Below are 19,108 nucleotides of genomic sequence, written 5' to 3' on the forward strand. Positions count from 1 at the left end.
TGACCGGGCGCCCGAAGGGCGGCCGGAGTCAGAACAAGAAAAGGGTGGGGCGCCGCGTCGTTGCGGTTGCCTCGCCCTTCTTTTTTGTCAGCGCGCGCCGGCCGTCACGCGCGTGCTGGCCGCCCCTTCGGGGGCAATAATCACAGTGAGCGTTGGGGGCTGTTTCCCCTGAGTCGGAGTTTGAATGAGCGTTACCACGTCGGGGTTGCAGTCGAAGTCGGGTCAGGGTGCGTCCAAGCGCGCGGTCGAGCTGCTGAGCTCGATGCGCTTCGCGATTGCGCTGCTGGTGGTGCTGTCGATTGCGAGCATCATCGGCACGGTCCTGACCCAGGACGATCCGTATCCGAACTATGTGAACCAGTTCGGGCCGTTCTGGGCGGACATCTTCCGCTCGCTCGGCCTGTACAACGTGTACAGCGCGTGGTGGTTCATGCTGATCCTGATCTTCCTCGTCGTGTCGATCTCGCTGTGCGTGATCCGCAACGCGCCGAAGATGCTCGCCGATGCGAAGAGCTGGAAGGACAAGGTTCGCGAAGGCAGCCTGCGGGCCTTCCACCACAAGGCCGAATACACGACGTCCGGCACGCGCGCGACGGTCACGGCGACGCTCGCCACGTTCGTCACCAAGGCCGGCTACAAGCACATCGTGCGTGAGAACGACGGCGCGACGCTGATCTCCGCGAAACGCGGTGCAATGACCAAGTGGGGCTACATCTCCGCGCACCTCGCGATCGTCGTGATCTGTATCGGCGGCCTGCTCGACAGCAACCTGCCGATCAAATTCCAGATGTGGATGTTCGGCAAGAGCCCGGTCAACACGAGCGCGACGATCAGCGAGATCTCGCCCGACCATCGCCTGTCCGCGTCGAACCCGACGTTCCGCGGCTATGCATGGGTGCCCGAGGGGCAGTTCGTGTCGACCGCGATCCTGAACCAGCCGAGCGGCTCGCTGATCCAGGACTTGCCGTTCTCGATCCAGCTCAACAAGTTCATCGTCGACTACTACACGACGGGCATGCCGAAGCTGTTCGCGAGCGACATCGTCGTGATCGATCGCGAGACCGGCCAGAAGATCCCGGCGCGCGTCGAGGTCAACAAGCCGTTCACGTACAAGGGCGTGTCGATCTACCAGTCGAGCTTCCAGGACGGCGGCTCGCAGATGCAGATGACGGCCTATCCGATGACGGGCGGCAACGCGAAGACCTTCCCCGTGAAGGGGACGATCGGCAGTTCGGCGCCGCTGCAGATGCCGGGCAACGACGGCGACACGATCGAGTTCTCCGATTTCCGTGCGATCAACGTCGAGAACATGGCCGACGCGAACGGCAAGCCGGACGTGCGCGGTGTCGCGACGACGAGCTCGCTGAAAGAAGCGTTCGACGAACGCCTCGGCTCCGGCGCGAAGACGTCGAAGCCGACGCAGCTCCACAACATCGGCCCGTCCGTGCAGTACAAGATCCGCGGCAAGGACGGCCAGGCGCGCGAATTCAACAACTACATGCTGCCCGTCGACATGAACGGCGAGCGCGTGTTCCTCGCCGGCGTGCGTGCGAGCCCGAACGACCCGTTCCGCTACATGCGGATTCCGGCCGACAGCCAGGATTCGATCGGCGAATGGATGCACCTGCGTGCCGCGCTCGAGGATCCGTCCGCGCGCGCCGAGGCCGCTGCGCGCTTCGCGCAGCGTTCGCTGCCGGGCACGGATGCATCGCTGCGCAGCCGTTTGCAGGACAGCGCGTTGAAGGTGCTGACCCTTTTTGCAGCGAGCGACGACAGCGTCGGCCGTGGCGCCGACGGCCAGCCGATCGGCGGCTTCCAGGCCGTGGCGACGTTCATCGACCGCTCGGTGCCGAAGGCCGAGCAGGAGAAGGCTGCAAGCCTGCTGCTGCGCATGCTCGAAGGCTCGATGTGGGAGGTCTGGCAGATCGCGCGCGAGCGTGCGGGCGAGCCGGCGGCGCAGCAGGGCACCGACACGATCCGCTTCGTGCAGAACGCGATCAATGCGCTATCCGACAGCTTTTTGTATGGATCCCCGGTCTATTTGCAGCTTGACTCATTCAAGCAGGTGCAAGCTTCGGTATTTCAGTTGACGCGCGCACCCGGCAAGAATCTGGTGTATCTTGGCAGCCTGCTGCTGGTCGCCGGCATCTTCTCGATGTTCTACGTGCGCGAGCGGCGCCTCTGGTTCTGGTTGAAGGACGCCGGTTCGGGCGTCGATGTGGTGATGGCAATGTCCACGGCCCGCAAGACCTTCGATTTCGAGAAAGAGTTCGTGCAGACGCGCGACGCGGCCGGTGCCGCCTTGCACGCCGCACCTCGCGACGCCGCGCCGGCCGGTGCGGCGTCGACGGCCCGTCCGCCTGCCGGCGGCGGTTCCGATTCCGAGAATTCCACCCGGTAACATCATGGATCTCACGCAAGTCTCCTCTTCCCATCGGGCGTCGGCCCAGGCTCCGGTGACGGCGCCGCTGTTCGACGACCGTCCGTTCCTCGCGCGCCTGTCGCTGCTCGACTGGCTGTTCGCACTGGCGCTCGTGGTGGGCGCGGGCTATGCGCTCGTGCACTACAACGCGCACATGGATTACTACGACAAGGCGGTGATGATCGGCACCGTGCCGGCGCTCATCGCGCTCGGCTGGCGCTGGAAGCCCGCGCGGCTGATGATGGCGTCGATCGCCGTGCTGGCGCTGCTGTCGATCCAGATCTACCAGGGCGATCTCGCGCGCGCCGATTCGGCGTTCTTCCTCAAGTACTTCCTGTCGAGCCAGTCCGCGATCCTGTGGATGAGCGCGCTGTTCGTGCTCGCGACGATCTTCTACTGGATCGGCTTGCTCGCGCGCTCGGCGTCGGGCTCCGCGATCGGCCAGAAGCTCACGTGGGTCGCCGTGCTGATGGGCTTCACCGGCCTGATGGTGCGCTGGTACGAGTCCTACCTGATCGGGGCGGACGTCGGGCACATTCCGGTATCGAACCTGTATGAAGTGTTCGTGCTGTTCAGCCTGATCACTGCGCTGCTCTATCTGTATTACGAAGGCCACTACGGCACGCGCGCGCTCGGCGCGTTCGTGCTGCTGGTGATCAGCGCGGCCGTCGGCTTCCTGATGTGGTACTCGGTCGCGCGCGACGCGCAGCAGATCCAGCCGCTCGTGCCGGCGCTGCAAAGCTGGTGGATGAAGATCCACGTGCCGGCGAACTTCATCGGCTACGGCAGCTTCGCGCTGTCGGCGATGGTGTCGGTCGCATACCTGATGAAGGAGCGCGGCGTGCTCGCCGATCGCCTGCCGACGCTCGACGTGCTCGACGACGTGATGTACAAGTCGATCGCGGTCGGTTTCGCGTTCTTCACGATCGCGACGATCCTCGGCGCGCTGTGGGCCGCCGAAGCATGGGGCGGCTACTGGAGCTGGGACCCGAAGGAAACCTGGGCGCTGATCGTGTGGCTCAACTACGCGGCGTGGCTGCACATGCGCCTGATGAAGGGCCTGCGCGGCACGGTGGCCGCATGGTGGGCGCTCACGGGCCTGCTCGTGACGACCTTCGCGTTCCTCGGCGTCAACATGTTCCTGTCCGGGCTGCACAGCTACGGCAAGCTGTAAGATTTCCGCTGTTCGTCCGACTATGAGACCGCCGGTGCACTGCGTGCCCGGCGGTTTTCTTTTGTAACGGGCGGGCGGTCCGGACGTCGAACGGCGCAAGACGGGCCGGGTCGAACGCTCATGAAACTGCGCGCGGCGCAGGCAGGAGGAGCAGCACGATGTGGATCAAACGCCCTTTGCGGAACGTACTGACCGGCGGCGATATTGCGCCCGGCGACATCACGCCGCGTGCGGTGTTCGAGAACCGGCGGCGCGTATTGCAGGCGGCCGGCCTCGCGGCGGCGGGCGGGTTGCTCGGTGGCAGCGGCGCAGCCTTGGCCGCCTATGCGTCGCCCGATGCGCGGGCCGCGAAGCTTGCGGCGAAGACGAATCCGAAGTTCGTCGCGGCCGACAAGGTGACGCCGTTCAAGGACATCACCACCTACAACAACTTCTACGAATTCGGCACCGACAAGAGCGACCCCGCGCAGAACGCCGGCACGCTGCGGCCGCGCCCGTGGCGGGTGAGCGTCGAGGGCGAGGTGCTGCATCCGAAGGTGTTCGATCTCGACGAACTGCTGAAGCTCGCGCCGCTCGAGGAGCGCGTGTACCGGCTGCGCTGCGTCGAGGGCTGGTCGATGGTGATCCCGTGGATCGGCGTGCCGCTGTCCGAGCTGATCAAGCGCGTGCAGCCGACCGGCAACGCGAAATACGTGCAGTTCATCACGCTGGCCGATCCGTCGCAGATGCCCGGCCTCTCGACGCCCGTGCTCGACTGGCCGTACTCGGAAGGGCTGCGGATGGACGAGGCGATGAATCCGCTGACGCTGCTGACGATGGGCGTCTACGGGCAGGTGCTGCCGAACCAGAACGGCGCGCCGGTGCGGATCGTCGTGCCGTGGAAGTACGGCTTCAAGAGCGCGAAGTCGCTCGTGAAGATCCGCTTCGTCGACAAGCAGCCGAAGACGAGCTGGAACACGTACGCGTCGAACGAGTACGGCTTTTACTCGAACGTGAACCCGAACGTCGATCATCCGCGCTGGAGCCAGGCGACCGAGCGGCGCATCGGCGAGGATGGCTTTTTCACGCCGAAGCGCAAGACGCTGATGTTCAACGGCTACGGCGACCTGGTCGCGTCGATGTATCAGGGCATGGACCTGAAGAAGAATTTCTGAGGGCGACGGTGAGAAACGACATGCCCCCTTCGACGCTGACGGCCGCGCCCACAGCCGGCGCCGGCCAGGCTGCACGTGCCGCACGGCGCGGCGCGGTCCGTCCCGCCGCACCGCGCTGGCTCGCGCCGGCCAAGGTGCTGGTTTTCGCGGCCGGTCTTTATCCGCTCGCCCGTCTCGTGCTGTTCGGGCTGACCGACCGGCTCGGCGCGAATCCGATCGAGTTCATCACGCGCTCGACGGGTCTCTGGACGCTCGTGATCCTGTGCATCACGCTCGCCGTCACGCCGCTTCGACGCATGACGGGGTTCGCGGCGCTGCTGCGCTTTCGCCGGATGATTGGGCTGTTCGCGTTCTTCTACGCGACGCTGCACTTCACGACCTACCTGTGGTTCGACAAGTGGTTCGACGTCGTCGCGATCCTGAAGGACGTCGGCAAGCGCCCGTTCATCACGGTCGGTTTTGCCGCGTTCGTGCTGCTGATTCCGCTCGCGGCAACGTCGCCGCGCGCGATGGTGCGCCGCCTGGGCCGCCAATGGGCGACGCTGCACAGCGCGATCTACGCGATCGCGCTGTTCGCCGTGCTGCACTTCTGGTGGATGCGAGCCGGCAAGCACAATCTGGCGCAGCCGAAGCTGTATGCGGGAATCGTCGCCGTGCTGCTCGGCTGGCGGCTCATTGCATGGGGATGGCGGCGCGTGCGCGCGTGACGGCGCAGCCTGAAAAAACAAAAGGCGATGACCGGGAAGTCATCGCCTTGTTTCGTGAGCCGTGCAGGTGGCGCGTCGTTACTTCGCGACAGCCGGGCTCGACGCCGGTGCAGGCATGGACGATGCGCTGCTCGACAATTCGGGTGACAGCGTGAGCGGCGTGCCGGACGAATCGGGCACACTGTCGGACGACGCGTTTTCATCGGTCGGCTTCACGTCCGACGGCGGGGTGTCCTGCTGCTGGAGCGGCTTGGGCATCGGAGGCACGGTGGGCAGATAGAGCGCGCCGCTTTGACCGCAGCCGGCAAGAATCGCCAAAGCCGCTACAATCGCGCTCATCCGGAAAACGACTCGCATGATCGTCCCTGAACAATTGAACCGATAGAGTTTAGCATGTCCGATACCGAATACCTGACCCGTGCCGAGGCCGTGCTGGCGGCCGTCGAGCGTACCGTCGACGACGCCAACGACGGCGATCACGACATCGATCTGGAGCGCAACGGCAGCGTCCTGACGCTGACGTTCGAGAACGGCTCGAAGATCATCGTCAACCTGCAGCCGCCGATGAAGGAAGTGTGGATCGCCGCGAGGGCGGGCGGTTTCCACTACCGTTTCATCGACGGCGAATGGCGCGATACGCGCACGGGCACCGAGTTTTTCTCGGCGCTCACCGAATACGCGACGCAGCAGGCCGGCCTGCCGATCACGTTCAGCGCGCCGTAACCGCCCAGGCCGCAGCCGGGGCTGCGCGTCGACGCGTCGTGCCAAAGAAAAAGCGCCCCGCGGGGCGCTTTTTTCATGTCCGGGCCGGTGGTCAGTGCGCGAACAGGTTCATGATGTCCTGCTTTTCCTGCTCGTCGACGTGCGGCACGGTGGCGTCGACGTTCTGCGCGGCCGGTGCCTGCGGTACGCCGACCGTCGACACGAAGCCGTGGCCCGGCGCGAACTCGGTGAAGTACAGCTCGCCGCCGAGCGATTCGACGCCGTCCGGCACCGTCGGCTTGAACTCGGGCACGCCCTTCAGCGCGGCGCCCATGTAGTCGATCCAGACCGGCAGCGACAGGCCGCCCCCCGTTTCGCGATCGCCGAGGCTGCGCGGATTGTCGTAGCCGATCCACGCGATCGCGGCGAGCGTGTGCTGGTAGCCGGCGAACCACGCGTCGTGCGAGTCGTTCGTCGTGCCGGTCTTGCCCGCGAGGTCGGTGCGCTTCAGTACGTTGGTCCGTGCGCCCGTGCCGCGCTGCGCGACGCTCTGCAGCAGGCTGTTCATCACGTACGCGTTGCGCGGGTCGATCGCGCGCGGCGCATTCTGCTCGGCGACGAGCGGCTGCGCACGCACGACGATCGCGCCGTTCGGATCGGTGACTTCGGCGATCAGGTACGGATTGACGCGGTAGCCGCCGTTCGCGAAGACCGAGTACGCGCCCGCCATCTGCAGCGGCGTGACCTGGCCCGCGCCGAGTGCCATCGGCAGGTAGGCCGGATGGCGTTCGGCGTCGAAGCCGAAGCGGGTGATGTACTGCTGCGCGTACTTCGTGCCGATGTGGTTCAGGATCCGGATCGACACGAGGTTGCGCGAGCGCTGCAGCGCGGTGCGCATCGACATCGGGCCTTCGAAGCCGCCGCCGTAGTTCTTCGGCTCCCACGGCTGGCCGCCCGTTTCGGCGGCGCTGAAATACAGCGGGCCGTCGTTGATCACGGTGGCCGGCCCGAGGCCCTTGTCGAGCGACGCCGAATAGATGAACGGCTTGAACGACGAACCCGGCTGCCGCCACGCCTGTGTGACGTGGTTGAACTTGTTCTTGTTGTAGTCGAAGCCGCCCACGAGCGAGCGGATCGCGCCGTCCTGCGGGACGATCGACAGGAATGCCCCCTCGACCTGCGGCAACTGCGTGATCGACCATTTGCCGGCGTCGTTCTTCACGACGCGGACGATCGCGCCCGGGCGGATGCGGCGATTCGGCTGTGCATTGGCCGACAGCGCGCCCGACGCGAAGCGCAGGTTGTCGCCTTCGATCGTCGCATTGCTGCCGTCGATGAATGCGACCGTGATCTGGCGCGGGCTGGCGGCCGTGACGACCGCGGCGATCAGTTCGCCGTTGTCGGGGTGTTCGAGCAGCGCATCGTCGATCGCCTGTTCGCGGTCGTCGGCCCCGGCCGGCAGCTCGATGAAGCCTTCCGGCCCGCGATAGCCGTGCCGGCGTTCGTAATCCATGATGCCCTTGCGCAGCGCGGTGTACGCGACCTGCTGATCCGCGGAGTCGATCGTCGTGACGACGTTGAAGCCGCGCGTGTAGGTTTCCTCACGGTACTGCGCGTACATCATTTGTCGGACCATTTCCGCGACGTACTCGGCGTGCACGCTGAAATCGCGGCCCGGGCCCTTGACGACGAGCGGCTGTGCGACGGCCTCGTCGTACTGCTCGCGCGAGATGAAGTTCAGCTCGAGCATCCGTTGCAGGATGTATTCCTGGCGCACCTTCGCGCGCTTCGGGTTCACGACCGGGTTGTACGCGGACGGCGCCTTCGGCAGCCCGGCAAGCATCGCGGCTTCGGCGAGCGAGATGTCCTTCAGGTCCTTGCCGAAGTAGACCCGCGCGGCGCTCGCGAAGCCGTACGCGCGCTGGCCGAGATAGATCTGATTCATGTAGACCTCGAGAATCTGATCCTTCGTCAGCGCACGCTCGATCCGGTACGCGAGCAGCATCTCGTAGATCTTGCGCGTGTAGGTCTTCTCGCTCGACAGGAAGAAGTTGCGCGCGACCTGCATCGTGATCGTGCTCGCACCCTGCGACGCATGGCCGTTCGTCAGCGCGACGATGCCGGCGCGGACGATGCCGGTGAGATCGACGCCGCCGTGATCGTAGAAGCGCGCGTCTTCGATCGCGAGGATCGCCTTCTTCAGCGAGTCGGGCACGTCCTTGAAATGGACGACGTCGCGGCGCTCTTCGCCGAATTCGCCGATCAGCACGTGATCGGACGTATAGATGCGCAGCGGCACCTTCGGCCGATAGTCGGTCAGCGCGTCGAGCGACGGCATGTTCGGCCACGCAACGACGAGCGCGTAGCCGAGCACGAGGCCGCCGGCCACGACGAGCGCGACGCACATCGTGGCGAATCCGAGCAGGACTTTTTGCCACCAGGGCCGCTTCTTCGGCTCCGGGGCGGGAGGCGGGGACGTAGGAGTCGTGGATTGCATAGGCATACCGGAAAACAGTCCCGCGATTATAGCTGCCCGGTAAGACCGGTCCTGACGCGGGGGGCGCCCGCCGCGAAGACGCGGTCCGGCGTGCTTCCAGCATAGCCCGTGCATGGCCGTCGCGAGCGGATGCTGGCCGTTAGGCCGACTGTCGGCCGCACGCGCCGATTTGCAGAATCAGGTCTCGGAAACGCGGCATGGGCCGCGACGATTTCGGGAGGCTGGGATGGCGGGACGATGGCGAGCGCGGTTTGCGCAGGGTGGGCAACGGTCGACGGGAATCGACGTCGGTGCGGACGAGGTGAGGGTGGCCGTGCTGAGCCGGCGCGGCCGGGGCGCGGAGGTGTGCGTCGAGGGGCTGGAGCGGGAGCCGGTCGGGTTGGCGGGCGGGCCGGAGGATGCGCGCTGGGCGGCGGTTGCGCGTGCGCTGGCCGCCGCCGTGTCGAGGCTGTCGGCGGCCGGGGTGCGGTGCGACGCGCGCGGCGTGATGGCGTTGCACGATGACGAGATGCGTACCGCAACGCTCGATCTGGCCGGGCGGGCCGACGTCGAGGACGCCGCGCGGCAGGCGGCTGAGCGCATCTCGGGGCTGGCGCCGGACAGTCTCGCGTTCGACTGGCGGCAGGAGGGCGGCGCGGGAGCCGGCGAGATCGAGATTGCCGTGGCCCCGCTGGCGCTGCTCGAACGCCGGATCGACGTGGCCGCCCAGGCCGGTGTCGACCTGACGGTGGTCGACGGCGAGTCGGCCGCGGCGCTGCGTGCGTTGCGCTATGCCGCGCAATTCGAACCCGACGCGCAGGCGGGCCCCTACGCGGCGCTCTGGTTTCATGACTCGGGCGTGCACGGCTGGCGAATCGACGGCCCGTTGGCCGTACCGGTGCTGACGCTGTCCGGCGCCGTGCCGGGGGCGTTTTCCGATGCATTGCGCCAGCGCGCGCTCGGGGCCGTGTGTTGCGTACTCGTGGCTGGGGACGAGCGGTGTATCGCCCGCTTCGACACATCCGTCGCCGAGATTGGCGACGTGCTCGGCGCGGTTGCGGTGTCGTTCGACTGCACCGGCTGGAGTGGGCAACCGTGTCCGGCCGCCGGCATGCCGGGCGGCCCGGCATGGGCTGTCGCATTCGGGCTGGCCTTGCGCGGGGTGTGGGAATGACGGCCCGTCGTGCGGAGCCGGGCGGCTTCAACCTGCTGCCGTACCGCGAGCGGCTGGCGCAGGCGTTGCGACGTCGCCGGGCGGCGCAGTGCGGTGCGGCGATTCTGCTCGGTGTGCTCGGCGCCGGCCTGTGGACGGGCGCCGCCACCGGGGCGCGGTGGCGCGTGGATGCCGAGCGCGCGAGTGTGGAGGCGCGGCTGCGGCAGTTGCAGCCGCAGGTGGGGGCCGCGACACGCGCTGCCAAGGCTGCGGCCGTTGCCGCGCAACGCGACGCGCAGGCGGCCGCGCTCGCCGCGCCTTATCGGCACGTCGCAGGGCTGCTGGCCACACTGGCACAGATGCGCGACGGCACCGTCCGGCTCGACGCGCTGCGCACGACGTCGGCCGGTGCCGTGATCGATGCGCGCGCCGCGAGCTACCGGGCGGCCGCGCGATGGCTCGCGGGGATGGCACGCGAGCAACGTGGCTGGCGGATCGATATCGATGCGTTGAAGCCTGCTTCCGGTGCTCCGGTCGTGACAGGCGGGATGCCGTTCCGGTTCTCGGTCCAGCTGCGCTGGCACGACAAGATGGCATCCCGGAATGCATCGGGAGGTGGCGCATGACGGCGGTGCTCGCGCATCGGTCCGCACTGCGCAGCGACGGATGGCGAGGCGGCATGCGGCGTGTGTCGCCGGCGGCTGCGCACATCGCAGGCTGCGGGCTCGCATTCGCGGCCGTGCTGGCGGGCGGCATTCATCTGGCGAATGCCGCCGACTGGAGCGGGCTTGCACATAGCCGCGCGTTGCTCGCCGCGGCGCAGACGCGGGAGGCCGATGCGCGGCGTGTCCTGGCTGCCGCTGCACGGCAACGCGGCGTGCAGCCGGCGGCGGCACACGGCGATCGCTCGCCGGGTACGCCGGAATGTGCTGCGTTGATGCTGGAACTGGCGGATCGCGCCGCGTCGAGCGGGCTGCGCGACGTATCGATCGAACCGTTGCGCGCCGATGGCGCAGTGCCGGACGGCAGGCGCACGGTGCGCATCGTCGCGGAGGGCCACTTTCACGCGTTGCTGCAGATGGTCGGCGGGCTGGCCCGCTTCCCGGTGCTGGCAGTGCCGTCCGCGCTGCGTGTCGAACGGGGAAAGGAGGCCGCGCGCGTGGAAATGTCCGTCGACGTGTTTCCGGCGTTGCCGGCGCCAACGTCCACGGGCGGGGAGACGTCGGTTCTGGCCGGCGCACCCGGCGCCGATCCGTTCGGCGAGGCCGGTTCGTCCGAAGCGCAGGGGGCGGCTGTCCGCCTGGCCGGCACGATTCGCGACGGTCATGCAGGTCTCGCGCTGTTCGACGATGGTGACGGCGCGTTCACGGCCGTGGTTCCCGGCGACACCCTCGGGGCCGCGCGGGTGGTGCGAATCGATCCCGTCGCCGTGACACTCGCAACGGCGGACGGCGCGTACCGGGTCACGCTGGACGACGGGAGGCGGCCATGATCAAGCACGGATGCCGGGTGCTCGCCGTTTGGGCCGGATTGACCGCGGCCAGTGCAAGCGCGTCATTGCCGCCGCTGCCGGCCGTCTGGCCTGCCGCATCGTTGGATACGCAGGTGCCGGGCCTGCCGTTGCCACAAGGCGGGGTGGACGGTGCGGATCACACCGTATCGACGGAGGTCGGCCCGCCGCCGTTCGATCAGGCGGCGCGCGCGGCGCTTCAGGCTGAGGCCGCCACCCCGGCACCCGGGCTGGAAGGGCCGCCGATCCCGTTGGCGCCGCCGGCCCGGATGGGCGACGTTGCGGCCCGGCAACCGGGCGATGCGGACGACACGCGGCGGATCTCGCTGAATCTGCAGGGCGCAGGGCTCGCGGCTGCGTTCGACGCGTTCGCGCGGTTCACGGGGCTCAATATCGTCGTCAGCGAGCAGGTGCGCGGCACCGTCACGTTACGTCTGAATAATGTCCCTTGGCGCGATGCCTTCGACACGCTACTCGACACACACGCGCTCGCGATGACCCGGCGGGGCAACGTGATATGGGTCACGCCGGCGGTCGAACTGGCCGCCCGCGAACGCGAGCGCTTCGAAATGCACGCGCGGGCCGCCGATCTGGAGCCGCTTGCGAGCCGGACGTTCGCGCTGCACTACCCGCGCGCGCAGGACGTGCAGCGACTGCTGGCCGGCGCGACCGGCCAGCGCCTGTTGTCGAAGCGTGGCGCAGCGGCGGCCGATCCGCGCACGAACCTGCTGTTCGTCACCGATCTCGCGCCGCGTCTCGACCAGGTCGCGAGCCTGATCGAGGCGATCGACCGGCCGTCGCGGCAGGTCCGGATCGAGGCCCGCATCGTCGAGGGCGAGCAGGGCTTTTCGCGCAATCTCGGCGCACGCGTCGCGCTGCGCGCGCAGGAGCGGCCGCCGTCGGGCGAGAGCGCCACGTTTGCGACCGGTGCCCGCAATGCGCTCGACCTGGCTGCACGGCCGCTCGGCGGCTTCGAAGCGGCAACCGCCGGCTTCACGCTGTTCGCCGCGCCGCTCAGCCGTGTGCTCGATGTCGAACTGAGCGCGCTCGAGGCACAGGGGCGGGGCCAGATCGTTTCGAGCCCGCGCGTGGTGACCGCCGATCGCGTCAAGGCCATCGTCGAACAGGGGTCGGAGTTGCCGTACCAGGCGAAGGTCGGCAACGGCGTGAGCGGCGTGCAGTTCCGCCGGGCCACGCTCAAACTGGAGGTCGAGCCGCAAATCACGCCGGACGGGCGCGTGGTGCTCGACCTGGACGTGACGAAGGACAGCATCGGCGAGCCGACGGCGGCCGGCCCGGCGATTCACACGAAGCACGTCCAGACGCGCGTCGAGGTCGAGAACGGCGGGACGGTCGCGATCGGCGGGATCTATGAACAACTGAACCGGAACGATGTGACGCGCGTGCCGCTCTTGGGCAAAATACCGTTACTGGGCGCGCTTTTCCGGCACCGCGCGCAACGCGATCAGCGTAACGAACTGGTCGTCTTCATCACGCCGACCGTCGTCGATGCGCGCTGCAATGCGCGCGGCGCGGTCAGCGCGGATGCCGAGAAAACGGGGCCGGAAGCCGCCGGCGCAGGCTCGACAAGGCAGCCGCTTTGCCAGTAAGCTGCGCCACACACCAGCAAGATTGAAGCAGAGGAAGCCGTTGCAAGCGCGGGACCCACATGCAAACGTATTTTTCGTCGGCCTTATGGGAGCGGGTAAGACCACCGTGGGCCGTGCGGTCGCGCGTCGTCTCGACAGGACGTTCTTCGACTCCGACCACGAAATCGAGGCCCGCACGGGCGCGCGCATTCCGGTGATCTTCGAGATGGAGGGCGAGGCCGGGTTTCGCGATCGCGAAACGCAGGTGATCGCCGATCTCACGCAGCGCGAGAACATCGTGCTCGCGACGGGCGGCGGCGCGGTGCTGCGCCCGGAAAACCGCGACTGCCTGAAAAACCACGGCATCGTCGTCTACCTGCGCGCCAATCCGCACGATCTGTGGCTGCGCACGCGCAAGGACAAGAACCGCCCGCTGCTGCAGACCGAAGATCCGAAGGGGCGTCTCGAAGCGCTGTACGAGGTACGCGACCCGCTGTACCGCGAATGCGCGGATTTCGTCATCGAGACCGGCCGTCCGTCGGTCAACGGTCTCGTCAACATGGTGCTGATGCAACTCGAACTGGCCGGCGTCATCGCCAAGCCGCTACAAGCATGATTACTGTCAACGTCGACCTGGGCGAGCGCGCCTATCCGATTCACATTGGCGCCGGCCTGATCGGCCGCGCCGAGCTGTTCGCGCCTCATATCAAGGGCTCGTCCGTCACGATCGTCACGAACACGACGGTCGATCCGCTCTATGGCGACGCACTGCGTGCGGCGCTGGCGCCGCTCGGCAAGCGCGTGTCGACGGTCGTGCTGCCGGACGGCGAGGCGTACAAGAACTGGGAAACGCTGAACCTGATCTTCGACGGCCTGCTGACCGACCGCGCGGACCGCAAGACGACGCTCGTCGCGCTCGGCGGCGGCGTGATCGGCGACATGACGGGCTTCGCGGCCGCATGCTACATGCGCGGCGTGCCGTTCATCCAGGTGCCGACGACGCTGCTGTCGCAAGTCGACTCGTCGGTCGGCGGCAAGACGGGCATCAACCACCCGCTCGGCAAGAACATGATCGGCGCGTTCTACCAGCCGCAGGCCGTGATCGCGGACATCGGCGCGCTGACGACCCTGCCCGACCGCGAACTGGCGGCCGGCGTCGCCGAGATCATCAAGACCGGCGCGATCGCCGATGCGGAATTCTTCGACTGGATCGAGGCGAACGTCGACGCGCTGAACCGTCGCGACCCGGCTGCGCTCGCGCATGCGGTGAAGCGCTCGTGCGAGATCAAGGCGAGCGTGGTGGCGGCCGACGAACGCGAAGGCGGCCTGCGCGCGATCCTGAATTTCGGCCACACGTTCGGCCATGCGATCGAGGCCGGGCTCGGCTACGGCGAGTGGCTGCACGGTGAGGCGGTCGGTTGCGGGATGGTGATGGCGGGTGACCTGTCGGTGCGGCTCGGCCTGCTCGACGAAGCGTCGCGGCAGCGCCTCGATGCGGTGATCGCGGCCGCGCACCTGCCGACCCGCGGGCCCGCGCTCGGCGATGCGCGCTACATGGACCTGATGCGCGTCGACAAGAAGGCGGAGGCCGGCGCGATCAAGTTCATCCTGCTGAAGCGATTCGGCGATACGCTGATCACGCAGGCGCCGGACGAAGCCGTGTTCGCCACACTGGCGCAGACCACCCGCTAACGGCGGCCCGGATGCCCCGGCGCCCCTGACATGGAGGAGACGTGAGCGAGACATCCAGCAGCACACTGCCCGAAGCCGGCCACGCGTCTGCTGCGCCGGTGGCCGAGCCGCCGACGCTGGCGGCGCTGGAAGCCCATCTCGCTCCGTATGCCGCACACGCGTCGCAGTCGCGCGGCCGTCGCCATCCGGAAGCACCGCCGGCGGCGCGCACCGAATTTCAGCGCGACCGCGACCGCATCGTCCATTCGACCGCATTTCGCCGGCTCGAATACAAGACGCAGGTCTTCGTCAATCACGAAGGCGACCTGTTCCGCACCCGTCTCACGCACAGTCTCGAAGTCGCGCAGATCGCGCGCTCGGTCGCGCGCAACCTGCGCCTGAACGAGGATCTCGTCGAGGCGATCTCGCTCGCGCACGACCTCGGCCATACGCCGTTCGGCCATGCCGGGCAGGACGCGCTGAATGCCTGCATGCGCGAGCATGGCGGCTTCGAGCACAACCTGCAGAGCCTCGCGGTCGTCGACGAGCTCGAGGAGCACTACGGCGCGTTCGACGGGCTGAACCTGTGCTTCGAGACGCGCGAAGGCATTCTGAAGCACTGCTCGCGCGAGAATGCGCGCAAGCTCGGCGCGCTCGGCGAGCGCTTCCTGCAGGGCCGCCAGCCGTCGCTCGAAGCGCAGCTCGCCAACATCGCGGACGAGATCGCGTACAACAACCACGACGTCGACGACGGCCTGCGTTCCGGCCTGATCACGATCGAGCAGCTCGCGGAAGTCGAGCTGTGGCAGCGCCACTACGAGGCGGCGCTCGCCGAATTCCCGCACCTCGAGGGCCGTCGTCTCGTGCACGAGACGGTGCGCCGCATCATCAACACGCTGATCGTCGACCTGATCGACGAGACGACGCGCAATCTCGCGCGTGTCGCACCCGCATCGCTCGACGACGTGCGCGCCGCGCCGCCGCTCGTGTCGCACAGCGAAACGGTCGCCGCCCAGGCGGCCGCCCTCAAGCGTTTCCTCTTCAAGAACCTCTATCGCCACTACAAGGTGATGCGCATGGCGAGCAAGGCGCAGCGCGTCGTCACCGGCCTGTTCGATGCGTTCATCGACGATCCGCGCCTGCTGCCGCCGCCATACCAGTCCGACGATACCGCGCAGCAGCCGCGCCTCGTCGCGCACTACATCGCCGGCATGACCGACCGCTTCGCGCTGAAGGAGTATCAGCGCCTGTTCGTCATCGGCGACAACTGACTGTCACAAACGATCACTAGACTTCGCCGGTTCAATGGCGACGGGAATGTTGCACACGCTGTTGGTAACGTTTTCATAGGAGAGAGGTCGATGAAGAAGAAGCCTGCGGGGACACTGGTTCGTTCGATCGCGCTCGGCGGCGCGCTGATGTTCGGGGTACAGCACGTGGCGCTCGCCGCGACGGAAATCCAGTTCTGGCATGCGATGGAGGCCGCGCTCGGCGAGCGGGTCAATGCGATCGCCGACCAGTTCAATGCGTCGCAGAGCGACTACAAGATCGTGCCGGTCTTCAAGGGCACCTACGACCAGGCGCTCGCGGCCGGCATCGCCGCCTATCGCAGCGGCAACGCGCCGGCGATCCTCCAGGTCTATGAAGTCGGCACGGCCACGATGATGCAGGCGAAGAAGGCCGTCGTGCCCGTCTACGACGTGTTCAAGCAGGCCGGCGTGCCGCTCGACGAAAAGGCGTTCGTGCCGACCATCGCGAGCTACTACAGCGACGCGAAGACGGGCCATCTCGTCTCGATGCCGTTCAACAGCTCGACGCCGGTGCTGTACTACAACAAGGACGCGTTCAAGAAGGCCGGCCTCGACCCGAACCAGCCGCCGAAGACGTGGGCCGACGTGCAGGCCGATGCCGAGAAGCTGCGCAAGTCGGGGATGGCGTGCGGCTTCACGACCGGCTGGCAGGGCTGGATCCAGCTCGAGAACTACAGCGCGTGGCACGGGCTGCCGTTCGCGAGCCGCAACAACGGCTTCGACGGTACCGACGCGGCGCTCGAATTCAACAAGCCGCAGCAGATTGCGCACATCTCGTTCCTGCAGCAGATGGCGAAGGACGGCACGTTCACGTACGCGGGGCGCAAGGATGAGGCGTCGGCGAAGTTCTACAGCGGCGACTGCGGGATCCTGACGACGTCGTCGGGCGCGCTCGCGAACGTGCAGAAGTTCGCGAAGTTCAGCTACGGCACGGGCATGATGCCGTACGACGCGAACGTGAAGGGCGCTCCGCAGAACGCGATCATCGGCGGCGCGAGCCTGTGGGTGCTGGCGGGCAAGGATCCGGCGACCTACAAGGGCGTCGCGAAATTCCTCGCATACCTGGCCTCGCCGGCGGTCGCCGCGAAGTGGCACCAGGACACGGGCTACCTGCCCGTGACGACCGCCGCGTACGACCTCACGCGCCAGCAGGGCTTCTACGCGAAGAACCCGAGCGCCGAAACCGCGATCAAGCAGATGCTGAACAAGCCGCCGCTGCCGTACACGAAGGGGCTGCGCCTGGGCAACATGCCGCAGATCCGCACGGTGGTCGACGAGGAGTTCGAACAGGTCTGGGCGCAGAAGAAGTCGCCGAAGGACGCGCTCGATTCGGCCGCGTCGCGCGGCGACGAACTGCTGCGCCGCTTCGAGAAGTCGGGCGGCTGAGCACGCATCGCACCGTGCCGCCGGCCGCGTCGCATTCAGTGCGGATGCGCGTGCCGGCCGGCGGCATGCCCCCTTTCCGTTGCGCCTGACCGGATCTCCGCGATGCAATCCCGTTCCCGTTTCGGTACGAGCCTGCTGCCGTACCTGCTGATCGCGCCGCAGCTCGCGATCACCGCCGTGTTTTTCCTGTGGCCGGCCGGCGTCGCGCTATGGCAGTCGACGCAGATGCAGGATGCGTTCGGCACGTCGAGCGAATTCGTCGGCCTCGCGAACTTCACGCACCTGTTCGCCGATCCGCTGTATCTCGATTCGTTCCGCACGACGCTCGTGTTCAGCTCGCTCGTCACGGTGAGCGGGCTCGTCGTGTCGCTGGTCCTCGCCGCGTGCGCCGATCGCGTGATCCGCGGCGCGCGCGTGTACCGCACGCTGCTGATCTGGCCGTACGCGGTCGCGCCGACCATCGCCGCCGTGCTGTGGGCGTTCCTGTTCAACCCGAGCATCGGCCTGATCACCTATGCGCTCGCGAAGAGCGGCATCGTGTGGAACCACGCGCTGAACGGCGGCCAGGCGATGTTCCTCGTCGTGCTCGCGTCGGTGTGGAAACAGGTGAGCTACAACTTCCTGTTCTTCTACGCGGGTCTGCAGGCGATCCCGCGCTCGCTGATCGAGGCGGCCGCGATCGACGGCGCCGGGCCGGTGCGGCGCTTCTTCAACATCGTGCTGCCGCTGCTGTCGCCCACCAGCTTCTTCCTGCTGGTCGTGAACCTCGTCTACGCGTTCTTCGACACGTTCCCGGTGATCGACGCGGCCACCGGCGGCGGCCCGGCGCAGAGCACGAAGACGCTGATCTACAAGATCTTCGCGGAGGGCTTCCAGGGGCTCGACATCGGCAGCTCGGGCGCGCAGTCGGTCGTGCTGATGATCATCGTCGTCGGGCTCACGGTGATCCAGTTCCGCTTCGTCGAACGCAGGGTGCAATACGCATGATCGAAAATCGCAAGGGCTTCGACCTGTTCTGCCACGCGGTGCTGATCGCGGGTGTGGTGCTGATCGTGTTTCCCGTCTACGTCGCGTTCTGCGCGGCGACGATGAACGCGCAGGAAGTGTTCACGGTGCCGCTGTCGCTCGTGCCGAGCACGCACCTGTTCGAGAACGTCGCGTACATCTGGGGGCATGGCAGCGGCGGCACGACCGCGCCGTTCGGCCGCCTGCTCGTGAACAGCTTCGCGATGGCGCTCGGCATCGCGGTGGGCAAGATCGCGGTGTCGATCCTGTCCGCGTACGCGATCGTCTATTTCCGCTTCCCGTTCCGCAACACGGCGTTCTGGCTGATCTTCGTCACGCTGATGCTGCCGGTGGAAGTGCGGATCTTCCCGACCGTGCAGGTCGTGTCGACGCTGCACCTGACGAACACCTACGCGGGGCTCACGCTGCCGCTGATCGCGTCGGCAACCGCGACGTTCCTGTTCCGCCAGTTCTTCATGACGCTGCCCGACGAGTTGATGGACGCCGCGCGCATCGACGGCGCGGGGCCGCTGCGGTTCTTCTGGGACGTCGTGCTGCCGCTGTCGAAGACGAGCATCGCGGCGCTGTTCGTGATCACGTTCATCTACGGCTGGAACCAGTATCTGTGGCCGATCCTGATCACGACGGAGGCCTCGCTGTCGACGGCAGTGGTGGGCATCAAGACGATGATCGCGAGCGGCGACGCCGCGACCGAATGGCAATACGTGATGGCGGCGACGCTGCTGGGAATGATCCCGCCGCTCGTCGTCGTGCTGGCGATGCAGCGCTGGTTCGTGCGCGGCCTCGTCGATTCCGAGAAATGAATGACGGACGGCAACCGGGAGAAAG

Annotated in this window: 17 protein-coding genes; 15 read left to right on the plus strand and 2 right to left on the minus strand. The window is 67.3% G+C overall.

The window, feature by feature from the left end:
- Positions 1-184: 184 nt before the first annotated feature.
- The 4 genes from CFB45_RS01735 to msrQ all read left to right on the plus strand — a co-directional run bounded on the left by CFB45_RS01735 (position 185) and on the right by msrQ (position 5,457).
- Complete coding sequence (locus CFB45_RS01735) at positions 185-2,401, plus strand: cytochrome c biogenesis protein ResB (protein ID WP_089424305.1); 2,217 nt, start codon at positions 185-187, stop codon at positions 2,399-2,401.
- 4 nt (positions 2,402-2,405) lie between these two features.
- Positions 2,406-3,596, plus strand: coding sequence for a c-type cytochrome biogenesis protein CcsB (gene ccsB / locus CFB45_RS01740; RefSeq protein WP_071335435.1), 1,191 nt, complete (start codon positions 2,406-2,408; stop codon positions 3,594-3,596).
- Positions 3,597-3,754: 158 nt separating this feature from the next.
- Positions 3,755-4,750, plus strand: a complete 996-nt coding sequence (msrP, locus tag CFB45_RS01745; RefSeq protein ID WP_089424306.1) for a protein-methionine-sulfoxide reductase catalytic subunit MsrP — start codon at positions 3,755-3,757, stop codon at positions 4,748-4,750.
- 20 nt (positions 4,751-4,770) lie between these two features.
- The gene (gene msrQ, locus CFB45_RS01750; protein ID WP_089424307.1) at positions 4,771-5,457 is read left to right on the plus strand and encodes a protein-methionine-sulfoxide reductase heme-binding subunit MsrQ; all 687 of its coding nucleotides are present in this window, start codon (positions 4,771-4,773) and stop codon (positions 5,455-5,457) included.
- A 78-nt stretch (positions 5,458-5,535) separates the two neighbouring features.
- Here msrQ and lptM read toward each other — a convergent pair whose 3' ends face one another.
- On the minus strand, positions 5,536-5,814 hold the full coding sequence (lptM, locus tag CFB45_RS01755; RefSeq protein WP_081421163.1) for an LPS translocon maturation chaperone LptM: 279 nt from the start codon (positions 5,812-5,814) through the stop codon (positions 5,536-5,538).
- Between the two features lie 36 nt (positions 5,815-5,850).
- On the opposite strand from lptM, the gene cyaY reads away from it, so the two are divergent.
- A complete protein-coding gene (gene cyaY, locus CFB45_RS01760; RefSeq protein WP_069246934.1) occupies positions 5,851-6,180 on the plus strand; it encodes an iron donor protein CyaY in 330 nt (109 codons plus the stop codon).
- A gap of 91 nt (positions 6,181-6,271) precedes the next feature.
- Here the strand turns inward: cyaY and CFB45_RS01765 are convergent, their stop codons facing one another.
- Positions 6,272-8,656, minus strand: a complete 2,385-nt coding sequence (locus CFB45_RS01765) for a penicillin-binding protein 1A (RefSeq protein ID WP_089424308.1) — start codon at positions 8,654-8,656, stop codon at positions 6,272-6,274.
- A gap of 226 nt (positions 8,657-8,882) precedes the next feature.
- Here CFB45_RS01765 and CFB45_RS01770 point away from each other — a divergent pair, with 226 nt between their 5' ends.
- The 10 genes from CFB45_RS01770 to ugpE all read left to right on the plus strand — a co-directional run bounded on the left by CFB45_RS01770 (position 8,883) and on the right by ugpE (position 19,083).
- Complete coding sequence (locus CFB45_RS01770) at positions 8,883-9,809, plus strand: competence protein ComA (RefSeq protein ID WP_089424309.1); 927 nt, start codon at positions 8,883-8,885, stop codon at positions 9,807-9,809.
- Complete coding sequence (locus tag CFB45_RS01775; protein WP_089424310.1) at positions 9,806-10,414, plus strand: fimbrial protein; 609 nt, start codon at positions 9,806-9,808, stop codon at positions 10,412-10,414. Before CFB45_RS01770 ends, CFB45_RS01775 begins: the two co-directional genes overlap by 4 nt.
- Positions 10,411-11,280, plus strand: coding sequence for a pilus assembly protein (locus tag CFB45_RS01780; RefSeq protein WP_089424311.1), 870 nt, complete (start codon positions 10,411-10,413; stop codon positions 11,278-11,280). Before CFB45_RS01775 ends, CFB45_RS01780 begins: the two co-directional genes overlap by 4 nt.
- A complete protein-coding gene (locus tag CFB45_RS01785; RefSeq protein WP_089424312.1) occupies positions 11,277-12,908 on the plus strand; it encodes a type IV pilus secretin PilQ in 1,632 nt (543 codons plus the stop codon). Before CFB45_RS01780 ends, CFB45_RS01785 begins: the two co-directional genes overlap by 4 nt.
- A 40-nt stretch (positions 12,909-12,948) precedes the next feature.
- Entirely contained in the window at positions 12,949-13,503 is a 555-nt protein-coding gene (locus CFB45_RS01790) for a shikimate kinase (protein WP_089424313.1), read from the plus strand.
- Positions 13,500-14,579, plus strand: a complete 1,080-nt coding sequence (gene aroB, locus CFB45_RS01795) for a 3-dehydroquinate synthase (RefSeq protein WP_089424314.1) — start codon at positions 13,500-13,502, stop codon at positions 14,577-14,579. Before CFB45_RS01790 ends, aroB begins: the two co-directional genes overlap by 4 nt.
- 41 nt (positions 14,580-14,620) lie before the next feature.
- The gene (locus CFB45_RS01800; RefSeq protein WP_089424315.1) at positions 14,621-15,829 is read left to right on the plus strand and encodes a deoxyguanosinetriphosphate triphosphohydrolase; all 1,209 of its coding nucleotides are present in this window, start codon (positions 14,621-14,623) and stop codon (positions 15,827-15,829) included.
- A gap of 90 nt (positions 15,830-15,919) precedes the next feature.
- Entirely contained in the window at positions 15,920-17,254 is a 1,335-nt protein-coding gene (ugpB, locus tag CFB45_RS01805) for a sn-glycerol-3-phosphate ABC transporter substrate-binding protein UgpB (RefSeq protein ID WP_089424316.1), read from the plus strand.
- Positions 17,255-17,356: 102 nt separating this feature from the next.
- On the plus strand, positions 17,357-18,241 hold the full coding sequence (ugpA, locus tag CFB45_RS01810) for a sn-glycerol-3-phosphate ABC transporter permease UgpA (RefSeq protein ID WP_089424317.1): 885 nt from the start codon (positions 17,357-17,359) through the stop codon (positions 18,239-18,241).
- On the plus strand, positions 18,238-19,083 hold the full coding sequence (gene ugpE / locus CFB45_RS01815; RefSeq protein WP_039366729.1) for a sn-glycerol-3-phosphate ABC transporter permease UgpE: 846 nt from the start codon (positions 18,238-18,240) through the stop codon (positions 19,081-19,083). The genes ugpA and ugpE overlap by 4 nt, the downstream gene beginning before the upstream one ends.
- Positions 19,084-19,108 lie beyond the last annotated feature (25 nt).

The sequence above is a fragment of the Burkholderia sp. HI2500 genome (assembly GCF_002223055.1).
Classification (GTDB): domain Bacteria; phylum Pseudomonadota; class Gammaproteobacteria; order Burkholderiales; family Burkholderiaceae; genus Burkholderia.

Coding starts and splice junctions, on each gene's coding strand:
- CFB45_RS01735 (WP_089424305.1), top strand. CDS start 185: ATGAGCGTTACCACGTCGGGGTTGCAGTCGAAGTCGGGTCAGGGTGCG.
- ccsB (WP_071335435.1), top strand. CDS start 2,406: ATGGATCTCACGCAAGTCTCCTCTTCCCATCGGGCGTCGGCCCAGGCT.
- msrP (WP_089424306.1), top strand. CDS start 3,755: ATGTGGATCAAACGCCCTTTGCGGAACGTACTGACCGGCGGCGATATT.
- msrQ (WP_089424307.1), top strand. CDS start 4,771: ATGCCCCCTTCGACGCTGACGGCCGCGCCCACAGCCGGCGCCGGCCAG.
- lptM (WP_081421163.1), bottom strand. CDS start 5,814: ATGCGAGTCGTTTTCCGGATGAGCGCGATTGTAGCGGCTTTGGCGATT.
- cyaY (WP_069246934.1), top strand. CDS start 5,851: ATGTCCGATACCGAATACCTGACCCGTGCCGAGGCCGTGCTGGCGGCC.
- CFB45_RS01765 (WP_089424308.1), bottom strand. CDS start 8,656: ATGCAATCCACGACTCCTACGTCCCCGCCTCCCGCCCCGGAGCCGAAG.
- CFB45_RS01770 (WP_089424309.1), top strand. CDS start 8,883: ATGGCGGGACGATGGCGAGCGCGGTTTGCGCAGGGTGGGCAACGGTCG.
- CFB45_RS01775 (WP_089424310.1), top strand. CDS start 9,806: ATGACGGCCCGTCGTGCGGAGCCGGGCGGCTTCAACCTGCTGCCGTAC.
- CFB45_RS01780 (WP_089424311.1), top strand. CDS start 10,411: ATGACGGCGGTGCTCGCGCATCGGTCCGCACTGCGCAGCGACGGATGG.
- CFB45_RS01785 (WP_089424312.1), top strand. CDS start 11,277: ATGATCAAGCACGGATGCCGGGTGCTCGCCGTTTGGGCCGGATTGACC.
- aroB (WP_089424314.1), top strand. CDS start 13,500: ATGATTACTGTCAACGTCGACCTGGGCGAGCGCGCCTATCCGATTCAC.
- ugpB (WP_089424316.1), top strand. CDS start 15,920: ATGAAGAAGAAGCCTGCGGGGACACTGGTTCGTTCGATCGCGCTCGGC.
- ugpA (WP_089424317.1), top strand. CDS start 17,357: ATGCAATCCCGTTCCCGTTTCGGTACGAGCCTGCTGCCGTACCTGCTG.
- ugpE (WP_039366729.1), top strand. CDS start 18,238: ATGATCGAAAATCGCAAGGGCTTCGACCTGTTCTGCCACGCGGTGCTG.